Below are 22,383 nucleotides of genomic sequence, written 5' to 3'. Positions count from 1 at the left end.
TGCCCCATAGATCGCCCCGTTTTTTATTAGGCGTTATAATTTTGGGTGAACGGGGGCGCGCCAAACACGCGCGCCCCACGCTCAAATCTTAAATCACAACCGTGATATCGTCGTCGATCAACACAGTGTGGTCATCACCGATGGTATAGACATCATATGTCTGTCCACCTTCGCTCACAGTCGCCGTGGTCTTAACCGCGCCTGTTATGTTGACTGTGTCGTCATCGCCGCCATGGATTGCCAACGTGGTCGAATTCTCCGCAAAGGCCTCGATCTGATTCAGCGAGAGCGTCAGATTTGTATCTTCCGCAAAGGTCAGATCAATCGCCTCGATCTCAAGGCCAGCAAGCCCTGTGTTGACACTGCTCATGTCGATATTGGAGTTGCCCGGATCATCCAGCGCCATAAAGGTACTTGAAACGTTGCCCGCAGCATCCGTGGCGGAGACAACAAGGTGCGACCCATCAGGAACAATCTCGTCAAAGCCAAAGACATTATTGCCACCAACACGCGCTGCACCGTTTTCATCCGCAATCAGCGTAACACTATTGTCTTGCGCCACTTCGTACACCGCTTGTGTATCAACGCTATCTTGCACCCAAACAGCTGCATAACCGTCATCGACACTCGTTTCCGCAAAGATTTCAGGCGTATCGGGTAGCGCTGCATCAATCTCGATGGTTTGCGTGAGGCTGTCCACGTTGCCTGCCGCATCACGAGCATTGACCACCAGATCAGCACTGTACTCCTCCGCCGAGAAGGCCGAAGCAGGCAGATCAAGCGTCCAGTTTCCGTTGGCATCAACCGTGGCGTTATAGGTTGCGCCGCCAAAATCGACCGTCACAGTAGAACCGGCTTCGACTTGGCCAGAGACAGTAATCCCGTCACGGATTTCAGAGGCATTGAAAATAGTGTTGCTGCCTTCCTGAACTGCCCCGCCTGACAATGCGTTGACGAAGGTGTCAAACTCAACATCGCGTGACGCTGTCGCCGTGTTTCCTGCGCGATCCGTCACAGCCACTTGGAGCTGATAAGTGTCTTCCGCATCTGGCAGATCGTTTTTGGGGAAAGTCACAGACCAGCTGCCCGCAGAATTGACTGTCGCATTGCGCGACACACCGTCAATTGTCACAACAACCGAGGTCGAGCCTGCTTCTGTTGTGCCGCTAAACGTCACGCCATCGTCGCGCTCAGCGCCGTTGATCACGTTGTCTGTGGTGACATTATCCACCGAGACGCCAAGGTTGCGCACTTCGGTGTCGACTTCAACAGAGCCAGTCACGGTTCGGCTGTTGCCAGCCGCGTCCGTTGTTGTGGCCGTAATTGGCGCCGTATACTGTCCGCCAGCGATCTGGCTCGCGCCAAAGTTGGCTGTCCAGTTGCCGCTTGCGTCGGTCACAACATTTACAGTGGCCGTGCCCATCTGAACCTGAACCAGATTTCCCGCATCCGACGTGCCACGCACAACCACACCATCAGCTGCTTCTGCTGCGTTGATGATATTGTCGGTCTCGATTGGCGCACTCGAAAGGGTGAGTGACCCCGCCATATTGTCAACAACCACACCCTGCGTCAGCGTCGAGCTGTTGCCCGCGCCGTCTGTCGCCACAGCGGTCATAGTAAACGTGCTGCCGTTTGATTGCGGGATTTCGCCCGCTGAGTAGCTCACAGTCCAGCTGCCATTGGCCGCCACGTTTGCAGCGCGATCGATCCCTGCAAAGTTGACCATAACTGTGGAACCAGGCTCCACCGTTCCTCCAAAATTCACGCCGTTTAGTGCTTCTGATGCACTCACAACATTGTCGCTACCGCCAGTGGTCGTATTGATCGTGTAGTTTTCAACCAAGGTGTCAAACTCGACAGTGCCCGTTGTACTTGAGCTGTTGCCGACAGCGTCTGTGGCCGTCACGCTGACATTGCCTGTGTAGTCACCGGTGCGCACTTCACTCGAACTGTAACGAACCGTCCAGTTGCCCTGCGCATCGACTGTAGCATTGTGTTGAACGCCATCCAGCGTCACAACAACGCTTGAGCCAGGCTGTGTTGTGCCCGTCAAAGTCACACCGCCGCCATGCTCGGCCCCGTTGATAACTCCGTCAGCACCACCATTCGCACCGCCAAATGTGACGTTGCTGATCGTATCCACAACCAGAGTTTCAACGGTGGTGGTTGAGTTGCCGTAGCTGTCTGTGGAAACGATGGTCACATCAGTCTCATATTCTCCACCCTCGACTTCACTTGTCGAGAAGGTCACAGACCAGCTGCCATCCTCACCCACAACTGTCTCATGTGTCACTGAGCCAATGGTAACCGTGAGAGCAGCACCCGCCTCACCCGTGCCACTAATCTCCACACCATCGCTGTAGTCAGCTGATGTTACCAAATCACCCGTAGACTGAACACCATCCGCCAAGTTAATGGCTGGCCCTGTGAGGTCCACTGTCACGCTCGGCCCCTCAAGGCCAGTGACCGTGCCGTTAGGCTCGGTGATAACAACGCCGGCAGCATAGCCGCCATCAGCTGGGAAAGTCTCACCTGCAAATGTCGCAGACCAGTCGCCGTTTGCGTCCGACACAACTGTCACAACCTCTTCGCCGATTGTCACAACAACCTGCGACCCAGGCTGCGCCGTTCCCGTCACCTCAACAACCTGATCCGCTTCAGTCACATCGTCACCGCCTATCACAACGGTCGCATCATTCACGGTTGGTTCAACATAAACAGGTGTACCGCCACCACCGCCGCCGCCGCCAGCAACGCCACCCAGAACGCCGATACCACCCGCAACAGCCGCCGCAGTCCCAACGCCGCCAAGACCGCCAAGAAGCCCAACTGCACCAAGCATTGAGACCTCTTCCTCTTGGCCCATCGCCGCATGAGCGACCTCCGTGCCATCCACGAAGATCAAATCATCGCCAGCGCCGTATTTGCCCCAAGTCTCTGCAACACCGTATTGCCCATACAGCTCACCATTGGCTCCATCCACCAGCGTCACTTCACTGATGTATGTATCCGCAGATACGTAGAGCTTGGCCACTGGCGTGCCCGAGCCGTCAAAAAAGTTTTCCAGCAGGATCACGCGCCCATCAGCGAGCGTAATCTCAAGATTTGTGCCCGCACGACCATAGCGAACAATGTCGCTCTGCCGTAGGTTAAAGGAATACTCCCCACCCGCACTTGCTTGAATTGCTGTAAAATTTTGGTCTGCTGATACGTTTCCACGATCAACAGAACCCGTGCCACCACGGGCAACGAAACTAATAGGTTTCATCACTACACCACCATTTGCCTCAACATGAGCGACGTCATTGAATGCGCCGCTTTTCTGCCACAATGGTTACCCATAAAAAACGCATTTGGATAGTGTCTATTTGGGGGGAACCCCCAAAATACTGCGTCATACCTGATATTTAGGGGGTTTTCCGTTGCACGCCTGCAACAAAGCTCAACGCTGTTTATGCCCTCCAAGCCAACAAAACAGCGCACTTGGGCCGCTATTTCAAAAAAACATGCCCCGTCATGCTCGCAGGAATATCCGCCCCCAAACGGCTCAAAATCGTTGGTGCAATCTGGAGCTGGTCGATTTCCGCATCCTGATGCGGCCCCTGCCCCTCGCCAAAATAATATAGCGCCGTGAGCTGCTGCAAGTCGCCCTTGCCGCCATGATGTCCGCGATCGTCCTGCCCGTGGTCGGCCGTCACAATGATCTCGTATCCCATATCGCGCCACTTCGGAATAAAGGGCGCCAACATCTCGTCCATGACCGCGCAAGCATGGTCCATCTCCTGACAGTCATGGAAAAATCGGTGCCCCATGCTGTCGAGCGTGCAGGTGTGCAGCATGCCATAATCCAGCCCAAAACGCGCACATAGGTTTGTCAGCGTCCCAAACAGGTCCACATCAGAAGGCGTCATCTGATTGACCAGCCCATACCCCGTCATTGTATGAAAACGTCCATGGTTGATCGTCGCGCTCTCGGGCTCGTCGTATTCAATGTCGCGCACATAGTCGAAAGGATGACGGTTGAAAAACTCGCTCCAGAACGAATGCGCCACAGCCCCCGTCACGCCACCGCCCTTGCGAACAGCGGCAAACACATCTTCCTCTTTGAGACGAAAGACGTTCCCGTTGCCAGTACAGCCGTGCACCTGAGGGTTCACACCCGTGTGCAGGCTCGCATAGCAGCTCGCCGAAATCGACGGCAACACAGCTCGGTGCACAAAGCGCTGTGCCTCCCCGCTGTCCACCCAGCCTTCCAAGTTGCCAAACAGCCTGCGAAAATTGCGCAAAGGCACCCCGTCCAGAATGATCAAAAGTAATTTGCGCTTCATCGTTACGTCTCCCTCGCCGCAGACGGCCGCTCAAAACTGTTCAGCCTAGCTTTTCTCTCATTAAACATTCAGGGGAGAGAGGTTTCCAAAGCCAGCAAGCTTTGAAAACGGAAAGGGGCAAAGCCTCTCTCGCCACGGTTGGGCTTTCGCCACGCGAAAACCAGACCCTTTCTCAGTTCCCCGCACTTTCCATCTTGCGGTTCGCAATCACGTCTTCCAGCCAGCCAAGCTTCATTTCGGGCACAGAGCTCAGCAACAGGTCGGTATAGTCGTCAAATGGCGGGCTCAAGACCTCAGTCTTTGTGCCATACCGCACCACTTCGCCCTGATACATCACAGCAATACTGTCCGCGATCGCCCGCACCGTTGCAAGATCATGCGTGATAAAGAGATAGGCCACATTCTCGATCTTCTGCAAATCCAGTAGAAGTTTTAAAATGCCATCCGCAACGAGCGGATCAAGCGCGCTTGTCACCTCGTCACAGATAATGAGCTTAGGCTTCGCCGCGAGTGCACGCGCAATACAGACCCGTTGTTTTTGCCCCCCACTGAGTTCGGCGGGGTAGCGGTCCTGAAAGCCCTTACCAAGCTCGATCTCGTCCAAAAGCTCCTGAATACGCTTCTGCTTCTCGGCACCCCGCAACCCGAAATAAAACTCAAGCGGCCGGCCAATAATGGTCCCCACGGTTTGGCGCGGGTTCATCGCGGTATCCGCCATCTGATAGATCATCTGCAACTCGCGCAAATCTTCTCGGGACCGCGTCCGCATCACAGGGTTGAGGTCACGCCCCGCAAAATGCACCCGTCCCTCACGCTGTGGCAATAGCCCCGTGATCACGCGCGCCAGCGTCGATTTGCCAGATCCACTTTCTCCGACAACAGCAAGCGTTTGACCAGGGTGCACCTCGACATTCACATCTTTCAGAACATCAAACTTCGTGCCCTTGTAGCGCGCTGTTATATTCTCACAAATCAAGACAGGCTCGCTTGTGGGCTGCTTTTCTTCATGCTCAATCGAGCGAACAGAGACAAGCGCACGGGTGTACTCTTCTTGCGGCGCATTGATGATCTGGTCGACGGAGCCATATTCCACCATCTCGCCCATCTTGAGCACCATGATGTCATCACTGACCTGCGCTACAACGGCCAGATCATGCGTAATATAAAGTGCCGCCACCCCAGTGTCGCGAATGGCCTCTTTGATGGCCATAAGAACATCAATCTGCGTCGTCACATCAAGCGCAGTGGTCGGCTCATCAAACACCACAAGATCAGGTTCAGGACAGAGCGCCAGCGCCGTCATACACCGCTGCAACTGCCCACCCGAAACTTGATGAGGATAGCGCCTTCCGATACGTTCAGGTTCAGGCAATCCAAGCTTTTCAAACAGTACAATCGCGCGCGCCTCAGCCTCTGCCTTGGTGAATTTCCCATGACGGATCGCGGCTTCCGTAACCTGTTCCAATATCTGCTTTGCGGGGTTGAAACTCGCAGCCGCAGACTGGCTCACATAGGTAACTTCCCCTCCCCGCAAGGAGCGCAGATCGCCCTTGGAGGTTTTCAAGATGTCGCGCCCATTGACCCAGACTTCGCCACCCGTCAGCTCAACACCGCCGCGCCCATACGCCATGCTGGCAAGGCCAATGGTCGACTTGCCGGCGCCGGATTCCCCAATCAGGCCCAGCACTTTTCCTTTTTCAAGATCAAAAGAAACACCATGCACAATCTCGATATCATGCGGCTTTTCACCGGGCGGGTAGACTGTCGCCCCGATCTTGAGGTCACGTACTCTGACAAAAGCTTCAGTCATCCGCGGCCCCCTTTCAGGCTGGTGGTTCGGTTCAAAACCCAATCCGCCACAAGGTTCACACTGATCGCCAGCGTCGCAATCGCAATCGCAGGGTAAAGCGCGGCCCCGATGCCATAGATAATCCCATCTTTGTTTTCTTTCACAATCCCGCCCCAGTCCGCCAGCGGCGGCTGCACGCCAAGGCCAAGGAAGCTCAGGGTCGAAATAAACAAGACCATAAAGATAAAGCGCAGGCCCAGCTCGGCAACAAGCGGGCTCAGTGCATTTGGTAGGATCTCCCGAAAGATCACCCAAAGCCGTCCCTCACCGCGCAGACTCGCGGCCTCGACATATTCCATCACATTGATATCGACGGCCACAGAGCGCGCCAAACGGAACACGCGTGTCGCATCCAGCAATCCCATGACCAAAATGAGCACGGGGACCGTCACTGGAACCATCGCAAGGATCACAAGGGCCAGAATAAGCGAGGGGATCGCCATCAAGAGGTCAACCAAACGGCTCAGAAGCTGATCTGCCCAGCCACCCAAAACAGCGGCCAAAAAGCCAAGCGTAGACCCAGTCACAAAGCTCAGGATTGTGCCCGCCGTGGCAATAAAGATCGTTGTCTGCCCACCATAGATCATCCTTGTGAGGAGATCGCGGCCAATGTTGTCTGTGCCCAACACATGTGCGGCACTCGCTGGCTCCCAAACATCGCCGACAACCTCGGCCATACCATACGGCGCCACAAAGCCCGCAAAGATTGCCACAAAGAAATAGACCCCTGTGATAATCAAACCAATGAGAGCCGAAAGAGGGATATTCTTAATCATTTAGGATGCCTCAATCTCGGGTTCGCAAGGATCGAAATGATATCTGCCAGCATGTTAAGGCCAATGTAGATCGCCGCAAAGATCACGCCGCAAGCAAGCACGACAGGCACATCCCGCTTTGTCACCGCATCGACAAGAAACTGCCCCATGCCTGGATAGACAAAGACAACTTCAATGACGACCACGCCCACCACAAGGTATGCCAAGTTCAACATCACCACGTTTACAATCGGGCTCACCGCGTTTGGAAAGGCGTGTTTTGCAATCACGTTGAATACGCTGAGCCCCTTGAGCTCGGCGGTTTCGATATAGGCCGATTGCATCACATTCAGGATCGCAGCCCGCGTCATCCGCATCATATGGGCCAAAACAACGAGCGTCAGCACCATCACAGGCAAAACAATCGACTGAAGCTTTTGCCACAGAGACATATCATCATTGATCATCGCAAGCGCCGAGCCAAAGCCAAGCTTCACCGCGAGGAAATAGACCAGCACATAGCCAATCAGAAATTCAGGAATGGAAATCGTCGTGAGCGTCACGCCCGAGATCAACTTGTCAGGCCAGCGGTTGCGGTAGCGCACGGCCAAAAGCCCGAGAAATATTGCCAGAGGGACAGAAACAATCGCAGCCCAAAACGCAAGGAACAGCGTATTGCCAAGCCGCTTGCCAACACTTTCGGCAATATCAAGACGGTTGATAATAGAGACGCCCATATCGCCCTGAAGGATGCCGCCGAACCACTCGAAATACCGCGTGGTAGCTGGGCGATTAAGGCCCATCTCCTCGCGCAGGTTGGCAAGGCTTTCAGGCGTGGCCGCCTGCCCCAACACGGCTTGCGCCGCATCTCCGGGCAAAGCTTCGGTCAACCCGAAAATCAGCACAGAGGCGGCGACAAGGAGAAGTATGCCCAGCGTAAACCGCTGGGCAATCAGTTTTATGATCGGATGCATGAAACTCTCTCGCTTACGCGAGCCATGTTTTATGCGTGATGTATCCATTCATGAGCTCTGCGTTCGGGTCAGTTTCCCAGCCCATAACGTCATTGCTAACCGCATCGACAAAGTCGTTGAACATCGGGCAGATCAGGCCGCCCTCGTTGCGCACGATCATGCCCATTTTGGAGTACATCTCTTTGCGCTTGGCAGTGTCGAGCTCGGCACGCGCCTTCACAAGCAAATCGTCAAACTCGGCGTTCTTGAAGTTTGTGTCATTCCAGTCTGCCGTAGACAGATAGGCCGTTGTGTACATCTGGTCCTGTACAGGACGACCGCCCCAATAGCTCGCGCAGAACGGCTGCTTGTTCCAAACTTCTGACCAATAGCCGTCATTCGGCTCACGCTTGATCTCAAGCGGAATACCCGCCTGTGCCGCTGTCTGCTGGAAGAGCGCCGCCGCATCGACAGCCCCCGGGAAAGCCCCATCCGCAACGCGCAGGATGATCGGGCTGCCATCGTGGCCAGACTTTTTGTAATGCTCTGCTGCTTTGGCAAGATCAAATTCACGCTGCGGGATGCTTGCGTCAAACAGCGGATAAGCCGCATTGATCGGCATGTCATTGCCCACAGAACCATAGCCCTGCAAAATTTTCTCAACGATCTCAGAGCGGTTGATGGCATACTTCAGCGCCATACGCAGCTCGTTGTTGTCAAAAGGTGCTGTGTCGGCATGCATGATAAATACATAGTGCCCACGGCCCGGTGTCGAATTCACCGTCAGGTTTGGCGCGCGCCCAAGAAGACCCGCAATTTTTGGTTCGACGCGGTTGATCGCGTGGACCTGACCAGACTGAAGAGCAGCCGTTCGCGCCGTCGCATCATTGATAACGATGATTTCAACGCCATCGTAGTTCGCCGCATCACCCCAGTAGTTTTCGTTCCGAGAGTACACGTGACGTACGCCAGGCTCATCCGCCTCAAGCTTGAATGGCCCTGTGCCAATACCTGCTCCTGGATTGTCCATGCCGCCGTTTGGCTGAACCACAAGGTGATAATCCGCGATCAGATAGGGCAAATCCGCGTTGGCTTCATTCAGCTCAACCTTGAGTGAATCTCCATCGATGCTGACGCTTGAAATACCCTTCATGATGCCAAGCGCACCAGATTTTGACTCTTCATTCGAGTGGCGCTCCATCGTTTGAAGCACATCCTCTGGGGTCATGGTCTTGCCATTGTGAAACTCGACATCCTTCCGGATCTTGAACATCCAGGTCTTCGCATCGGCTGAGCTCTCAAAGCTCTCAGCGAGCTTTGGCGCAAGTCCGCCGTCCGCACCAACTTCCACAAGCGTTTCACCAAATTGGCGGCCGTTGTGAAACGGCACTTGGCTGGCATATGTCGCAGGATCAAGCGAGTTTGTGCTTTCCCCACCGACAGAACCGAGCTTGAACACGCCGCCTTTTTTGGGGCCTTCCGCATAAGCCGCGTCTGCCAGCATTGTGGTTGCCGCTGCCGCCGTTACGCCCAGCGCGCTGGCCTTGCCCATAAAGTCGCGTCGCGAAAGTTTGCCTTGGGCCACACGTTTTTTAAGATAATCAAGTTCGTTGGTCATTCTCTTCTCCCGTTGAAAGTCTCGCCGCTTCGAGGCGGCTTTTGTTGATTGCTGAGTCAAGGAAAGCCGATTGCTGCTAAGACAGCAAGGATTTTCTCGTGACAGTTTTGTGGCGGCGCTCACATCATATCGCGGGCGATGGCCTCCTCAACATCGCGCGCATAGATCAGGACGTTGTTCTCATAGGCTTCAAGACGCCCACTGACATAAAAGGTGTCACGGTCACTTTTCATCTCTGCGTAGGTTTCCGTGCGCAATATTATGTCGCCGCGTTCGGTTTCTTCCGTCCAATGCGTGCTCCCCCGCGCCGAAAGCGGGTCATCAGGGTGAATCACCCAAGTCTCCCGTGACACCCCACCGCTCACAAGCCCATGCGCATTGTCACGGCGCTTGCCAAAGTCGTCGTTGATAATCAGCGTGATCAGCCCCGTCTCGTGGTCCGTAATCTCTCGCTTCTCGTTGCGTGGCGCGCGCAGCTCTTCTGTTTGCCAACCGTCCGCACCCGTCGCCTCTTCAAAGCTCCACTCGTCCGCTACTGCCAAAGCCCGCTCTGGCAGCCGCAAAGCCCCACCACTCACAGTCACACGCCCCGCTTCAGGCGAAGGCCAGATCAAGGGCCAATAGGCTGTCGACACCGCCACAGCAATGCGATGCCCCTCAGGCACACGATAGGCGATGTGATCAAGCTCGATCTCAAGCTCGACAGGCTTTCCAATCGGCATCTCCTCGGGGGCCGCCGAGCTCTCGCGATGCGTCAGATTAAGAACGCCAAAGCTGATCCTCGTGCTCGCACCGTCTGGATGCACATGGTTAAGGCGCACACATACCTGCCCTTGCGCCGTTTCACTTGCCAAAGTGAGGCGCAGCTTCGGCCGCCCCATAATATCAACAGAGCGCGCAAGCGCAGGCCCCGTCCAAACAGCGGAGTATAGGTCATCCACCCGCTGATCGTCCGAAAGCTCTGGCCCACGGCCAATAGCGTAATACTCTCCGCCTCCAAGCCCACAGTGCTGCGGCGAAGCAATCTCAACATGCGTCTCGCCCTCGGAGCCGAGCCGCCCATCTGGGCCAAGAGGATACTCACACATTTCCCCGCTACTCGTGGCATCAGCCAACCAAACGCCCTCTCGCGGCGCATTGAAACGGCTGGGTCGATAGCCCTCCATCAGATAGCCGCGAAACGCAGGGTCGCTCTCGACCCCCGTCTCGATCCCCTTCAGCCACTTATCCCACCAGCGCTTGGCCTCTTGAAGAAAGCCGATCCGTGGCTCCGGCGTAGCGATATGTGGATAGAGATGCACCCAAGGCCCACTGATCCCTTTCGCGCCTTCGATGTTTTCAATCAAAGCAGGGACCGCGTTCTTATAGCCGTCGGCCCAGCCCCCGATGGCCAAAACCTTGGCCTTAATGCGGCTAAAGTCCTCACAGACAGAGCCATGCATCCAGAAAGTGTCGCGCCTTTGATGCTTAAGCCAGTTGGCAATCAGGAAAGGCTCGCACTTCAACCGCTCCATCCAAATTTCGCGCCAATCCTCTCGCAACGCGGGATCAGGTGGGCGAGAGGAATAGGCCCACATGGTCGAAGACCATGCAAGGTTTTCATTGAGCAGGCACCCGCCCTTGTAATGGATGTCATCAGCAAAGCGGTCTACAGTGGAGCAGATCGAAATCACCGCCTTGAGCGGCTCGGGCTGCAGATAAGCCGTTTGAAGGCAGTTGAACCCGCCCCAGCTGATCCCTTGCATCCCCACAGTCCCGCTACACCAGTCCTGAGCAGCAAGCCAGTGGATCACCTCACAGGCATCCTCTAGCTCTTGCTGGGTGTATTCGTCCTCCATATGGCCATAGCTGTCACCATTGCCGCGCATATCGACCCGCACCATGGCATAGCCGCGCGCCGCCATCCAAGGATGGCTGATCTCGTCCCGCGCACATGTGCCGTCGCGCTTACGATAGGGCAAGTGCTCCAAAACTGCTGGCACAGGGTCCTCCCCCGCATCAACAGGCATCCACACCCGCGCCGAAAGACGCACCCCATCAGACATGACTATTCCCAAATCAGGAATATCAATGATCTCTCGTAAACCTTGTTCGCTCATTTTTCGGAGTGTGGCTTGCTCTTCGCAGGTGTCAAGCGTTCTCGCCTACCCTGCCATCCGCATCGGCAGGTCTTCGGCCACAGGTGCTGTCTCTGGTGCGCCACCCCATGTCATACTGATCGCACAATAGGGCCGCCCACCATAATCCACATGCGCACCGATCTCGGCTGCATCAAAACCGATACTCCGCACAATCGCGCCAAAGTTTTTGCGGGTAAACGCCAGAAGTTCCACCGCCTCCACCTGCTCCATATACTCTGCAATCGTCAAGAACAGCGCCTGCAAAGCCCCCCTGCCCGCAGCTTCAACACGGCTGATCTCCCATACACCCTCCGCTTGCGGCGCAGGCCGTGCGCCAAGTATCGAAGGCGGAATACCTGGCAGCAACCCAAGCGTTGCATCGCGCATCATGTAGCTAAACTCGACAGAGCCGTAAGACACCCGCGCCAATGTCGGCAAAAGCCTCGCATAGCCTTCCACAAGCCCGCCCCGCTCGACCAAAATATAAACTGTCTCGGCGCGGTCATATTGGTCCTGCTCGATATGCGCACTGCGCGGAATGTCCCACCCGAGCTTTTCGTGAAACAACAGGCGTCGTTTGCGCAAATGGTCATGCACAAGCGCGCCATAAACGCCTCTGTTTTGGTCGGTCACAACAATACGGTTCCACATATGAAAAGCCCCCAGACAGGCTGCCGCGCGAAATCTGTTTTACCCGTGGCAGTTTGTTCAGGAAATACAACTTAAGGTTGTATTTCAAGCCAAAATGATCCAACCCGCTCAAAAATAAGGTTAACGCTGTAAAGGTGGAGCTAAACTGAAAAGCAGCTCAGAAAGAGAGCAGGAGTTACTCCAGACCGTTTTCCGCAAGGCTGTTCAACAAATCAAGAAGCTCATCCAGCTTGTCTTGCCCCACGCGTGCGCGCAGCTTTTCGGCGATCTCAAGGCTCTCTGGCTGCGCCGCAACCAACATATCGCGCCCTGCTGCTGTGATTTCCACATGCACACGACGGCGATCTTCAGGGTTGCCTTTGCGAGCAATCAGCCCCTTCTTCTCCAGCAGCTGCATGATCCGAGTCAGAGACGGGTTGAGCAAACAAGCGGCCTCGGCAATCTCTTTCGGATCCATTCTACCGCGCTCATCCAGCACGCGCATCACGCGCCACTGCTGTTCGGTCACGCCGATTTTGGACAGCATCTGCCTGTAAGGCGCCATAATAGCCTCTCGTCCACGCAACATAGCAATCGGCAAGGACCGCCCTGTGCTTGGCAAAAGATGGGCGGTGGTGCAGGGTTTATCTGTATCACTTTGGCTCATGCGCTCCTTTATGCGCAATGTGGCCTTTTGAGCAAGCAATTTAGCACTCAAAGCACGCGAAGGGCCGCTCATGCTGCGCAAAGCGCCTCGAATTTGCGTCGCAAATCCGACCGATGCGAGAGGGCGCTGCCGCTCGCGCTCTCCCGGGATATTTCGAGAAAGAAAAAGACGAATGGTCCTTGCCCACTTCCCTGCCCACGTCTCCTCTGCCATAATAGCCAAAACCCATAACAAGACGAGCAGCGGTACATGTCAGACGATCTCCTTTCCGGCGCGGGCGCAAGCCCCGACAGCTACGACGCATCCTCCATTCAGGTGCTCGAAGATATGGAACACGTCCGCCTGCGCCCCGGCATGTATATCGGCGGCAAGGACGACCGCGCGCTGCACCACATGGTCGCCGAAATTATCGACAACTCGATGGACGAAGCCGTTGCAGGCCACGCCACATGGATCGAAGTCGAACTGCACGAAAACGGCCATGTGAGCGTGCGTGACAACGGCCGCGGCATCCCGACAGGCCCGCACCCGTCTGATCCAAACAAATCCGCGCTCGAAATCATCTTCTGCACGCTCAACGCGGGCGGCAAATTTTCGGGCGACTCATACGAAACTTCGGGCGGCCTGCACGGCGTCGGCTCTTCTGTGGTCAACGCATTGTCTGATCACCTGCGCGTTGAAGTCGCCCGCAACAAAGAGCTTTTCGCCATGGAGTTCTCCCGTGGAGTGCCCCAAGGCAAGCTCGCCAAGATCGGCGCCGCGCCCAACCGCCGTGGCACCTCCGTAACGTTTCACCCTGACGCCGAAATCTTCGGCTCCCTCAAGCTCAAAGCCTCCCGCCTCTTTGCGATGGCCCGCTCCAAGGCTTACCTTTTCTCTGGCGTCGAAATACGCTGGAAAACTGCCCAAACAGACGGCGACACCCCCAAAGAAGCGACATTCCACTTCCCAGGTGGCTTGGCTGACTACCTAAAAGAAGTCATGGGCGGCGCAACCACCTACTCAGAAAACCCCTTCGCTGGCACAGTGTCCTTTGAGAAGTTCGAGCGCCCCGGCAAAGTCGAATGGGCGATCAACTGGACACCCTCACGCGACGGCTTCATCCAGAGCTACTGTAACACCGTGCCCACACCCGAAGGCGGCACACACGAGGCCGGCTTCTGGGCCGCGATCCTCAAAGGCATCAAGGCCTACGGCGAACTTGTCGGCAACAAAAAGGCCGCGCAAATCACCCGCGAAGACCTCACCACAGGCGCAGGCGCACTTGTCAGCTGCTTCATCCGCGAGCCCGAATTTGTCGGCCAGACCAAAGACCGCCTCGCAACAGTGGAAGCGCAGCGCATGGTCGAAAACTCGGTGCGCGATCACTTTGACAACTGGCTCGCCGCCGATACCAAATCCGCAGGCGCGATCCTTGATTTCTTGGTGCTCAGAGCCGAAGAGCGCCTGCGCCGTCGCCAAGAAAAAGAGACCTCGCGCAAAACCGCGACCCAAAAACTCCGCCTCCCTGGCAAGCTCACCGACTGCTCCTCCAAAACCCGCGAAGGCACCGAGCTCTTCATCGTGGAAGGCGACTCCGCTGGCGGCTCCGCCAAAATGGCGCGCGACCGTCGCAACCAAGCCCTCCTGCCCCTACGCGGCAAAATCCTCAACGTCCTCGGCTCGGCCTCCTCCAAGATCGGAACCAACCAAGAGATCGCTGACCTGACCCAAGCGCTCGGCGTCGGCCTCGGCACAAAGTTCAACGTCGATGACCTGCGCTACGACAAAGTCATCATCATGACAGATGCGGACGTCGACGGCGCCCATATCGCCGCGCTCCTGATGACCTTCTTCTTCACCCAGATGCGCCCGATGATCGACCACGGCCACCTCTACCTCGCCTGCCCGCCCCTCTACCGCCTCACCCAAGGCGCACGGCGCTTGTATGTCGCCGATGATGCGGAAAAAGAGCGCATGATGGACAAGGGCCTCGGCGGCAAAGGCAAAATCGACGTGCAGCGCTTCAAAGGCCTTGGCGAGATGGACGCGAAAGACCTCAAAGAAACCACGATGGACCCGAAATCACGGAAGTTGATCAGGGTCACGATTGACGAGGACGAACCGGGCCAAACGGGCGACTTGGTGGAGCGGCTCATGGGCAAAAAACCAGAGCTGCGCTTCCAGTATATCTCGGAGAATGCACGGTTTGTTGAGGAGCTGGATGTTTGAGGGGAACGCTAAAGAGGCTCATATTAGGCTTTAAAGCCCGAATTATAAGTTCTCCAGTCAAACTCCAAGAGTTCGGCCTTGCGCTTATCAATAAGGCAAACGAACGCAACTTCAAAGCCAAACAGAATTTGGTTCGACCGAAGCTCAGGATGGTCTTAGATACTCAGGTAAGGCAACTTCTGGCAGACGAACGAATTATGGAAGAACAATTGTCTGCTCAAGAGAACAGCTCTAACTCTTGGCCGCAAAAACGTTGGTTTGTAGTTCGACCAAACCATAAAGCTAGGCTATCAAATGAAGTCGATTACCTAGCTGCCATCTGCGAATTAGCGCGCAAAGGTGAGATCGAGTTTGTTCAAATCCCCTCAATCAGTAGCGAAATGTTGGGCGCTAAAAACACTCACGCTGAATATCACGGAACCAAGAAGCTGGACCACGGAATTCAATATCTCCATCTCAATGGAATATGCCCGCGCATAAAATTCACTCCCAGTTATATTATCAACTCAAATCAAAACCCTAACATTTCAGATTGCTTAGTTGATGTTGGTCGCCATTCCAAACTACTCAAACACATCCGAGGCAAGAAACAAACCTCGGACCTTTGGCACTACATTGTCTGTGATTCATTTGGAATTGATGTTTTCCTTACCGCAGATGATGGTTTCATCAAAGCCTTTCGGCAAGTGGAAGAAAACAGCAATCTCTTAGGGACTCGAACTAAAGTCTATTCCCCAAAAGAGTTTGCGCAAATTGCAGGGGTTTTGCCTATTGAACAGGCAAAAATTCGGCCTGCTATCAAGCAGTGGAGATTTCAATAGGCGATACAAGTGTTAGTTATTGAATTTTGACTTGGTAAGAGCTGCGCACGACACTGGGTCGGCGCACTCACCGCTATACCAACAAGCCCCCCGAACACCTAACCAAGCACACTGGTTACAATGCGCCCGTCCATGGGGCGGGTCGGGCGCAGCTCGACCAAGCCGAGCAACGATGATTACAGTCGTAGCCCCCACCGCACGCTCCCTTAATCCCCCTCCCCCAGCCAAAACCCCGTTCCCCCGGTGCACGGGTTGTGCACGGGTTGTGCACGCTTTTCACCCCCCTGCATTTCCCCCAAATCACTCGCATTAACCCTCTCGCCAGCTCGGCGGGTTCCCGCTACTCTCCCCCCATGCGCCTGATAACGATTGCCCTTGTTCTCTCCCTCGCAGCCTGCGGCCGCCCCCTCACAACGGGCGAAGCGGCGCTGCTCTCCCAGCTCTACGGCGAGAGCTTCGCCACAGACCGCGCCCGCCTGCACAACGGCGCGCTGGTCGGCTCGGTCACCTTCAAACGCAAGAAGCGGCCCCGCCTCACGTGCCGCGAGCGCATCTTCCCCGAGGGCCGTGACGAGATCGTCACAACAAGCCCCGCTGCGGTGGCGCTCTTCAATCATGTGTTCTTTGCCAAGCCCTTCTTTTCAAAGGACTATATGCACGGCTACCCAGAGAGCATGAGCTTGTATGCGGCCATGCTCTTCTCCCATGAAGCCACTCATATCTGGCAGTGGCAAAACCGCGCCACAACAGGCTACCACCCGCTCAAGGCCGCCGCCGAGCACGCCGCCGTCGATGATCCCTATCTCTTTAACGTCTCAACAGAAAACCGCTTTCTGGACTATCCCTATGAGCAGCAAGCCAGCCTCGTGGAAGAATACGTCTGTTGCACGTCCCTTGACCCTGAAGCGCCGCGCACAAAGCGCCTGCACATCATGCTCTCAGAGGCCTTCCCGCTCACGGATCTCCACATCCCCCAAGAGGTTAGCCTCCCATGGGACGGAGCCGAGACGCGTAATATCTGCCGCTAGAGCCGCTTCAAAACCTCTTGGCTAAAATCATCGCCCCGTTTTTCAAAGCTGTCATACTGGTCAAAGCTCGCCGCCGCAGGCGCCAGCAAGACAACATCGCCCTCTAGCGCATCCCGCATCGCCGCCTCAACAGCCTTTTCCATCGTCGTGCAGACTTCCGCCTCCACACCCTTCAGCTGCATCGCAAACTGCGCCGCCTCGCGGCCAATCACATAGGCTTTCTTCACATGCCCAAGCGCGTCTTGTAGCCCGCTCAGCCCACCTTCTTTTTCCAGCCCACCACAGATCCAACGGATGTTCTCAAACGCACGCAGCGCCATATACGCCGCGTCTACATTCGTCGCCTTGCTGTCGTTGACGTAAGAAATACCTGCCGCCTCAGCAATCAGCTGCGAGCGGTGCGGCAAGCCTTTGAAACTGTGAAATCCCTTTTCGATATCCCGCGGCGCAATCCCGAGCGCACGGCAGACAGCATAGGCCGCACAGGCGTTCTGATGGTTGTGCGCACCAGGCAGCCCCTTCACCTCGCGCAAGTCGATAGACGCCACCTGACGCCCCTTGCGCCATTCCGCCAAAAAGCCCTTCTTCGCATAGACGTTCCAGCCGTGCCCTGTGAGTTTGCGCTCGACAGAAATACGGATCACACGGTCGTCGCCCTGCCCCGCCGAAAGCTGGTTGTCCAAGAACATCCCCTCGTTCTCATCCACGCCAATAACAGCACGGTCAGGGCCGCCTTCCGCAAAAAGCCGCCGCTTGGCCGCAAAATACCCGCCCATCCCGTGATGACGGTCCAGATGGTCTGGCGAGAGGTTGGTAAACACCGCAATATCAGGCGTCAGCGCCCGCGCCAGCTCGGTCTGATAGGAGCTGAGCTCAAGCACAATCACATCGCCCGACAATGGCTCATCAATGTCCAGAACCCCACGGCCAATATTGCCCGCCAGCTGTGCTGTCTTGCCCGCAGACTCAATCAAATGGGCAATCAGAGCCGATGTCGTCGACTTGCCGTTAGAGCCCGTCACAGCCACCACACGGGGTGGGACATCCAGTTCGACCCAAGCACCTGACCCAAGTGAGGCAAAAAACAGCCCGATGTCATTGTCCACAGGCACACCCGCCAAGAGCGCCGCCGCGACAACACGGTTTGGCTCTGGATAAAGATGCGCAATCCCGGGGCTGACCACGAGCGCCGACAGCCTGCTCATCACCGCCTCTTTGCCAAGATCCAGACACTCAAAGCCCTCGGCCTCTGCCTTGGCCCGCGCATCGGGGTTGTCATCCCAGCAGAGCGCCTCAGCCCCGCCCGCGCGCAAGCTGCGCGCCGCCGACAGACCACTGCGCCCAAGACCCAGAACACCAACAGATTGGCCCACATATCCAGCAACTGGAATCATCCGCTTCCCCTTTGGTGCGCGTTGTTAACGAAGTTTAAGTGTCGCAAGGCCGATCAGCGCCAGAATAAGCGATATGATCCAGAAGCGGATCACAATCTGCGGCTCCGCCCAGCCCTTCTTTTCATAGTGGTGATGGATCGGTGCCATCAGAAAAACACGCTTGCCTGTGCGCTTGAAGTAAAGCACCTGAATGATCACAGAGAGCGCCTCAACGACAAACAAACCGCCGACGATCGCAAGCACAATCTCGTGCTTTGTGCTCACAGCAATCGCGCCAAGCGCCCCGCCCAAAGCAAGCGAGCCTGTGTCGCCCATAAACACCGCCGCAGGCGGCGCATTATACCAAAGAAAGCCAAGACCGCCGCCAAAAATACCGGCAGTAAAGATCAGAATTTCGCCGGTCCCGGGTACATAATGCACATCCAGATATTCGGTAAAGTCGACCCGCCCGACCGCATAAGCAATCACACCGAGCGTGCCCGCCGCAATCATCACAGGCATAATTGCAAGGCCGTCCAGCCCGTCCGTGAGGTTCACAGCATTGGCCGCACCCACAATTACAATCATCGAAAACGGCACAAACAGATAGCCAAGGTTGATCAATGTATCTTTAAAGACAGGCATCGCCAGCTGATATTGTAGCGCATCGGGGTGATAGAGCGCCGCCCAATAGCTAGCGATCGCACTGATCAACAGCCCAAGCAGCATACGCACACGGCCAGAGACGCCAGCGGTCGTCTGCTTTTTGACCTTGGCATAATCATCCGCAAAGCCGATCGCAGCGAAGCCGACAGTCACAAAAAGCACAATCCAGATAAACGGATTATCAAGCCGCGCCCAAAGCAACGTCGAGGTCAAAAGCGCGCCAACAATGAGCAATCCTCCCATCGTCGGTGTGCCCGCCTTGGCCAGATGCCCCTCGGGGCCATCGTCACGAATGGGTTGGCCCTTGCCTTGACGACGGCGCAACACGTTGATCAGTGGCGGTCCAAAGATGAACCCAAAAATAAGAGCCGTCAGAAAAGCGCCACCGGCGCGGAAGGTGATATACCTGAAAAGGTTGAAAAAATCGCCCCCGTCGGACAGTGCCGTAAGCCAGTAAAGCATTTACTCTATTCCTCGTCTCTCTGTTTTTGGGCGCATGGCCAAACGGATCGCGCTCACAACGCGGCTAACGCCGATCCCCTTGGAGCCTTTTACCAATACAATATCACCCGCGCGTAAATAGCCACGCACTTTGGCGGCGAGTTCATCCGCCGTCTCAAACCAGTCACCCTGTTGCTCAGTCGGCAGCGCCTCCCAAGCATGAAGCATCAATGGCCCAACACAATGCACAAGATCGAGCGCTGCGATACTCGGCAAACGCGCCACACGCGCATGCTCGTCAAACTCGCTCACACCAAGTTCCAGCATATCCCCGATGATCGCAATCTTACGGCTCCGCCCCTCAGGGCGCGCAATATCGGCCAAAACCTGTAAAGACGCGACAAGCGACGCAGGGTTGGCATTAAACGCATCATCAATCAACTCGATGTGGTCATCCTCGACCTCATCAAGCGCCAAAATCTCGCGCCGCCCCCGCCCCGCAGGCGGCTCCCAACGCGCCAGATCAGCGGCGGCCACTGCACGGTCAAGCCCGACGGCCTCACACACCGCTATCGCGCCAAGTCCGTTCATCGCAAAATGCTGCCCCGCGGCCCCTACTTTAAAGACAAGCGCTTCGCCAAAGGCTTCAGCCTCGGCGATGGTCATATTGTCTTTCAGCCGTGTTGAAACCAGCCGATAGTCTTCTGACGTTGTGCCAAAGGTGAGCCCCCGGCCCGCACATTGAGCAGCCTTCGCCGCCAAAATTGACGCAGTCCCAATATCGCCATTCCAAATCGCCACACCGCCTTCGGTGAGCCCGTCCATAATCGCGGCTTTTTCCGCTGCGATACCTTCGATGTTCTCAAACGCGGCCATATGCGCCGCCGCAACAGTGGTGATCATGACCACATGAGGCGCGGCCATCTTCGCCAAAGGCGCTATTTCGCCGGGGTGGTTCATACCGATCTCGATCACGGCAAACTCTGCCTCCAGCGGCATCCGCGCCAACGTGAGCGGGACACCCCAGTGGTTATTGTAGCTCGCCTCTGCTGCATGGCAAAAGCCTTGCGCCGCGAGCATCACCCGCAGCATCTCCTTGGTCGAGGTCTTGCCCGCGCTACCTGTCACGCCGATAATTTTCGCCGCGCTGCGCGCCCGTGCCGCGCGTCCCAAATCTTCAAGTGCCGCCAGCACATCCCCCACCAGCAACAGCTTGTTTGAGCCTTCCAGCCCCTCGGGCACATGGCTCACAAGCGCCGCCGCCGCACCCTTTTCCAACGCCTGCGCAACAAACTCATGGCCATCTCGCGCAGCCTTCAGCGCAACAAAAAGATCGCCCGGCGCGAGTGTGCGGGTATCAATCGAAACACCGCTTGCCGTCCAATCCGAGCCAACAGCGCCACCCGTGGCCGCTGCCGCCTCCGCACTTGTCCAAAGAGGTTTCATATCCTGCCCTCCAAAGCCGCGACAGCCACACTGGCCTGTTCCACATCATCAAAAGGAAGCACAGTGTCGCCAATGGTCTGGCCTGTCTCATGGCCCTTCCCCGCAATCAAAAGCGCATCTCCCGCCTGAAGCAAATCAACTCCGCGCAAGATCGCCTCGGCACGATCGCCCACTTCATAAGCCTCTGGGCAGCCTTGTAACACAGCCGCACGAATATCCGCAGGCGTCTCAGAGCGCGGGTTATCATCGGTGACAATCACCACATCCGCGTGCTCCGCCGCCGCCGCGCCCATCAAGGGCCTCTTGCTAGTGTCGCGGTCCCCGCCTGCGCCAATAATGGCGATGATCCGCCCCGGAACATGCGGCCGCATAGCCTTTAGCGCCGTCGCAATCGCATCGGGCGTGTGGGAGTAGTCAACAAAAACAGAAGCGCCGTTGTCACGTGTCGCCGCCAACTGCATCCGCCCACGGACCGTTTCCATATGATCCAGCGTTTCAAAGACAGCCTGCGGGTCTTCGCCCGCCGCAATCACAAGACCCGCCGCCAAAAGCACATTCTCGGCCTGAAACCCGCCCATAAGCTTGAGATCGGCACGGTAGCCTCGGCTGTTGTGCTTGAAAAAAACTTCCTGCCCCATGCCATGGAAGCGCTGCGCCGTGAGCTGAATGTCCGCACCCTCCATTCGGCCAACGCTGATCACTTCAATCTCGCGCTTCTGCGCAATAGCCGCCATATCGGGGCCGCGTGGATCGTCGATATTGATCACAGCCACGCCATCATCCCCCAAAACGCGCCCAAACAGCGCTGCCTTGGCGTCAAAATACTCTTCAAACGTGGCGTGATAGTCCAGATGATCCTGCGTAAAGTTGGTAAACCCCGCCGCCGCAAGCTGCACACCATCAAGGCGGTATTGCGACAGGCCATGGCTTGACGCTTCCATCGCGGCATGCGTGATCCCTGCCTCAGTCGCCGCCGCCAGTGTGCGGTGCAGTGTGATCGGCTCAGGCGTCGTATGCGCGAGTGGCGCGCTCCAGTCCCCCTCCACGCCCGTTGTGCCTAGATTAACAGCTCTGAGGCCAAGCTCCTGCCAGATCATGCGGGCAAAGCTCGACACGCTGGTTTTTCCATTGGTTCCAGTGACCGCAATCATGGTTTCAGGCTGCGCGCCAAACCAAAGCGCAGCAGTATAAGCCAAAACCTGCCGTGGATTTTCCGAAACAATCAGGGCCGCATCCGAAGCTGCAAGCTCGGCTTCCGCCAGTTTCGCACCTTCCGCATCTGTGAGAACAGCACTTGCGCCCATCCGCAGAGCATATTGAATAAATGCCCCGCCATGTACCGCTGTGCCCGGAAGAGCAGCAAACAGCATGCCCTCCTTCACCAATCGGCTATCAACAGCCAGACCGCTGACGCTGACATCACCCCCAGCTGTGGCCCGAAGCCCCAGCTCGCTCAACTTTTTATGCCCCACCG

Annotated in this window: 16 protein-coding genes; 3 read left to right on the top strand and 13 right to left on the bottom strand. The window is 56.4% G+C overall.

Annotated elements, in window-relative coordinates:
- Positions 1-88 precede the first annotated feature (88 nt).
- From DSM117340_RS04315 to hpaR, 9 genes are all read right to left on the bottom strand, one after another.
- Positions 89-3,271 (bottom strand): Ig-like domain-containing protein, encoded by a 3,183-nt coding sequence (locus DSM117340_RS04315; protein ID WP_143037408.1) that lies wholly within the window; start codon positions 3,269-3,271, stop codon positions 89-91.
- A 223-nt stretch (positions 3,272-3,494) separates the two neighbouring features.
- Positions 3,495-4,331 carry an alkaline phosphatase family protein gene (locus DSM117340_RS04310; RefSeq protein WP_089888152.1) on the bottom strand — a complete coding sequence of 279 codons (837 nt, stop codon included), beginning with the start codon at positions 4,329-4,331 and terminating at the stop codon, positions 3,495-3,497.
- Positions 4,332-4,503: 172 nt separating this feature from the next.
- Positions 4,504-6,141: an ABC transporter ATP-binding protein gene (locus DSM117340_RS04305; protein WP_089888151.1), complete on the bottom strand. Its 1,638-nt coding sequence runs from the start codon at positions 6,139-6,141 to the stop codon at positions 4,504-4,506.
- Complete coding sequence (locus tag DSM117340_RS04300) at positions 6,138-6,953, bottom strand: ABC transporter permease (RefSeq protein WP_089888990.1); 816 nt, start codon at positions 6,951-6,953, stop codon at positions 6,138-6,140. Before DSM117340_RS04300 ends, DSM117340_RS04305 begins: the two co-directional genes overlap by 4 nt.
- Positions 6,953-7,909, bottom strand: a complete 957-nt coding sequence (locus DSM117340_RS04295; protein ID WP_089888149.1) for an ABC transporter permease — start codon at positions 7,907-7,909, stop codon at positions 6,953-6,955. The genes DSM117340_RS04300 and DSM117340_RS04295 overlap by 1 nt, the downstream gene beginning before the upstream one ends.
- A gap of 13 nt (positions 7,910-7,922) precedes the next feature.
- Positions 7,923-9,506 (bottom strand): ABC transporter substrate-binding protein, encoded by a 1,584-nt coding sequence (locus DSM117340_RS04290; protein WP_089888148.1) that lies wholly within the window; start codon positions 9,504-9,506, stop codon positions 7,923-7,925.
- A gap of 119 nt (positions 9,507-9,625) precedes the next feature.
- A complete protein-coding gene (locus DSM117340_RS04285) occupies positions 9,626-11,605 on the bottom strand; it encodes a CocE/NonD family hydrolase (protein ID WP_089888146.1) in 1,980 nt (659 codons plus the stop codon).
- 45 nt (positions 11,606-11,650) lie between these two features.
- Positions 11,651-12,277 (bottom strand): acyl-homoserine-lactone synthase, encoded by a 627-nt coding sequence (locus tag DSM117340_RS04280; protein WP_089888144.1) that lies wholly within the window; start codon positions 12,275-12,277, stop codon positions 11,651-11,653.
- Between the two features lie 175 nt (positions 12,278-12,452).
- Positions 12,453-12,923, bottom strand: a complete 471-nt coding sequence (gene hpaR, locus DSM117340_RS04275; protein WP_089888987.1) for a homoprotocatechuate degradation operon regulator HpaR — start codon at positions 12,921-12,923, stop codon at positions 12,453-12,455.
- A gap of 249 nt (positions 12,924-13,172) precedes the next feature.
- Between hpaR and parE the strand changes: the two genes are divergently transcribed.
- The 3 genes from parE to DSM117340_RS04260 all read left to right on the top strand — a co-directional run bounded on the left by parE (position 13,173) and on the right by DSM117340_RS04260 (position 16,983).
- Positions 13,173-15,134: a DNA topoisomerase IV subunit B gene (gene parE, locus DSM117340_RS04270; protein WP_089888142.1), complete on the top strand. Its 1,962-nt coding sequence runs from the start codon at positions 13,173-13,175 to the stop codon at positions 15,132-15,134.
- Positions 15,131-15,955, top strand: a complete 825-nt coding sequence (locus DSM117340_RS04265; RefSeq protein WP_089888141.1) for a hypothetical protein — start codon at positions 15,131-15,133, stop codon at positions 15,953-15,955. Before parE ends, DSM117340_RS04265 begins: the two co-directional genes overlap by 4 nt.
- A 353-nt stretch (positions 15,956-16,308) precedes the next feature.
- Complete coding sequence (locus tag DSM117340_RS04260; protein ID WP_271437091.1) at positions 16,309-16,983, top strand: hypothetical protein; 675 nt, start codon at positions 16,309-16,311, stop codon at positions 16,981-16,983.
- Here DSM117340_RS04260 and murD read toward each other — a convergent pair.
- The 4 genes from murD to DSM117340_RS04240 are packed head-to-tail and all read right to left on the bottom strand — an operon-like array spanning position 16,980 to position 22,381.
- The gene (gene murD / locus DSM117340_RS04255) at positions 16,980-18,377 is read right to left on the bottom strand and encodes a UDP-N-acetylmuramoyl-L-alanine--D-glutamate ligase (RefSeq protein WP_089888137.1); all 1,398 of its coding nucleotides are present in this window, start codon (positions 18,375-18,377) and stop codon (positions 16,980-16,982) included. The two genes, DSM117340_RS04260 and murD, sit on opposite strands and share 4 nt — an antisense overlap.
- A gap of 24 nt (positions 18,378-18,401) precedes the next feature.
- Positions 18,402-19,484: a phospho-N-acetylmuramoyl-pentapeptide-transferase gene (gene mraY, locus DSM117340_RS04250; RefSeq protein ID WP_089888135.1), complete on the bottom strand. Its 1,083-nt coding sequence runs from the start codon at positions 19,482-19,484 to the stop codon at positions 18,402-18,404.
- On the bottom strand, positions 19,485-20,909 hold the full coding sequence (gene murF, locus DSM117340_RS04245) for a UDP-N-acetylmuramoyl-tripeptide--D-alanyl-D-alanine ligase (RefSeq protein ID WP_089888133.1): 1,425 nt from the start codon (positions 20,907-20,909) through the stop codon (positions 19,485-19,487).
- Positions 20,906-22,381 carry a UDP-N-acetylmuramoyl-L-alanyl-D-glutamate--2,6-diaminopimelate ligase gene (locus DSM117340_RS04240; protein WP_089888132.1) on the bottom strand — a complete coding sequence of 492 codons (1,476 nt, stop codon included), beginning with the start codon at positions 22,379-22,381 and terminating at the stop codon, positions 20,906-20,908. The genes murF and DSM117340_RS04240 overlap by 4 nt, the downstream gene beginning before the upstream one ends.
- Between the last annotated feature and the right edge of the window lie 2 nt (positions 22,382-22,383).

It is taken from the genome of Lentibacter algarum (assembly GCF_040580765.1).
In the GTDB taxonomy this organism is placed as follows: domain Bacteria; phylum Pseudomonadota; class Alphaproteobacteria; order Rhodobacterales; family Rhodobacteraceae; genus Lentibacter; species Lentibacter algarum.
The sequence above is the reverse complement of the archived record's forward strand: the minus strand, read 5'-3'. Positions and strand labels throughout refer to the sequence as shown.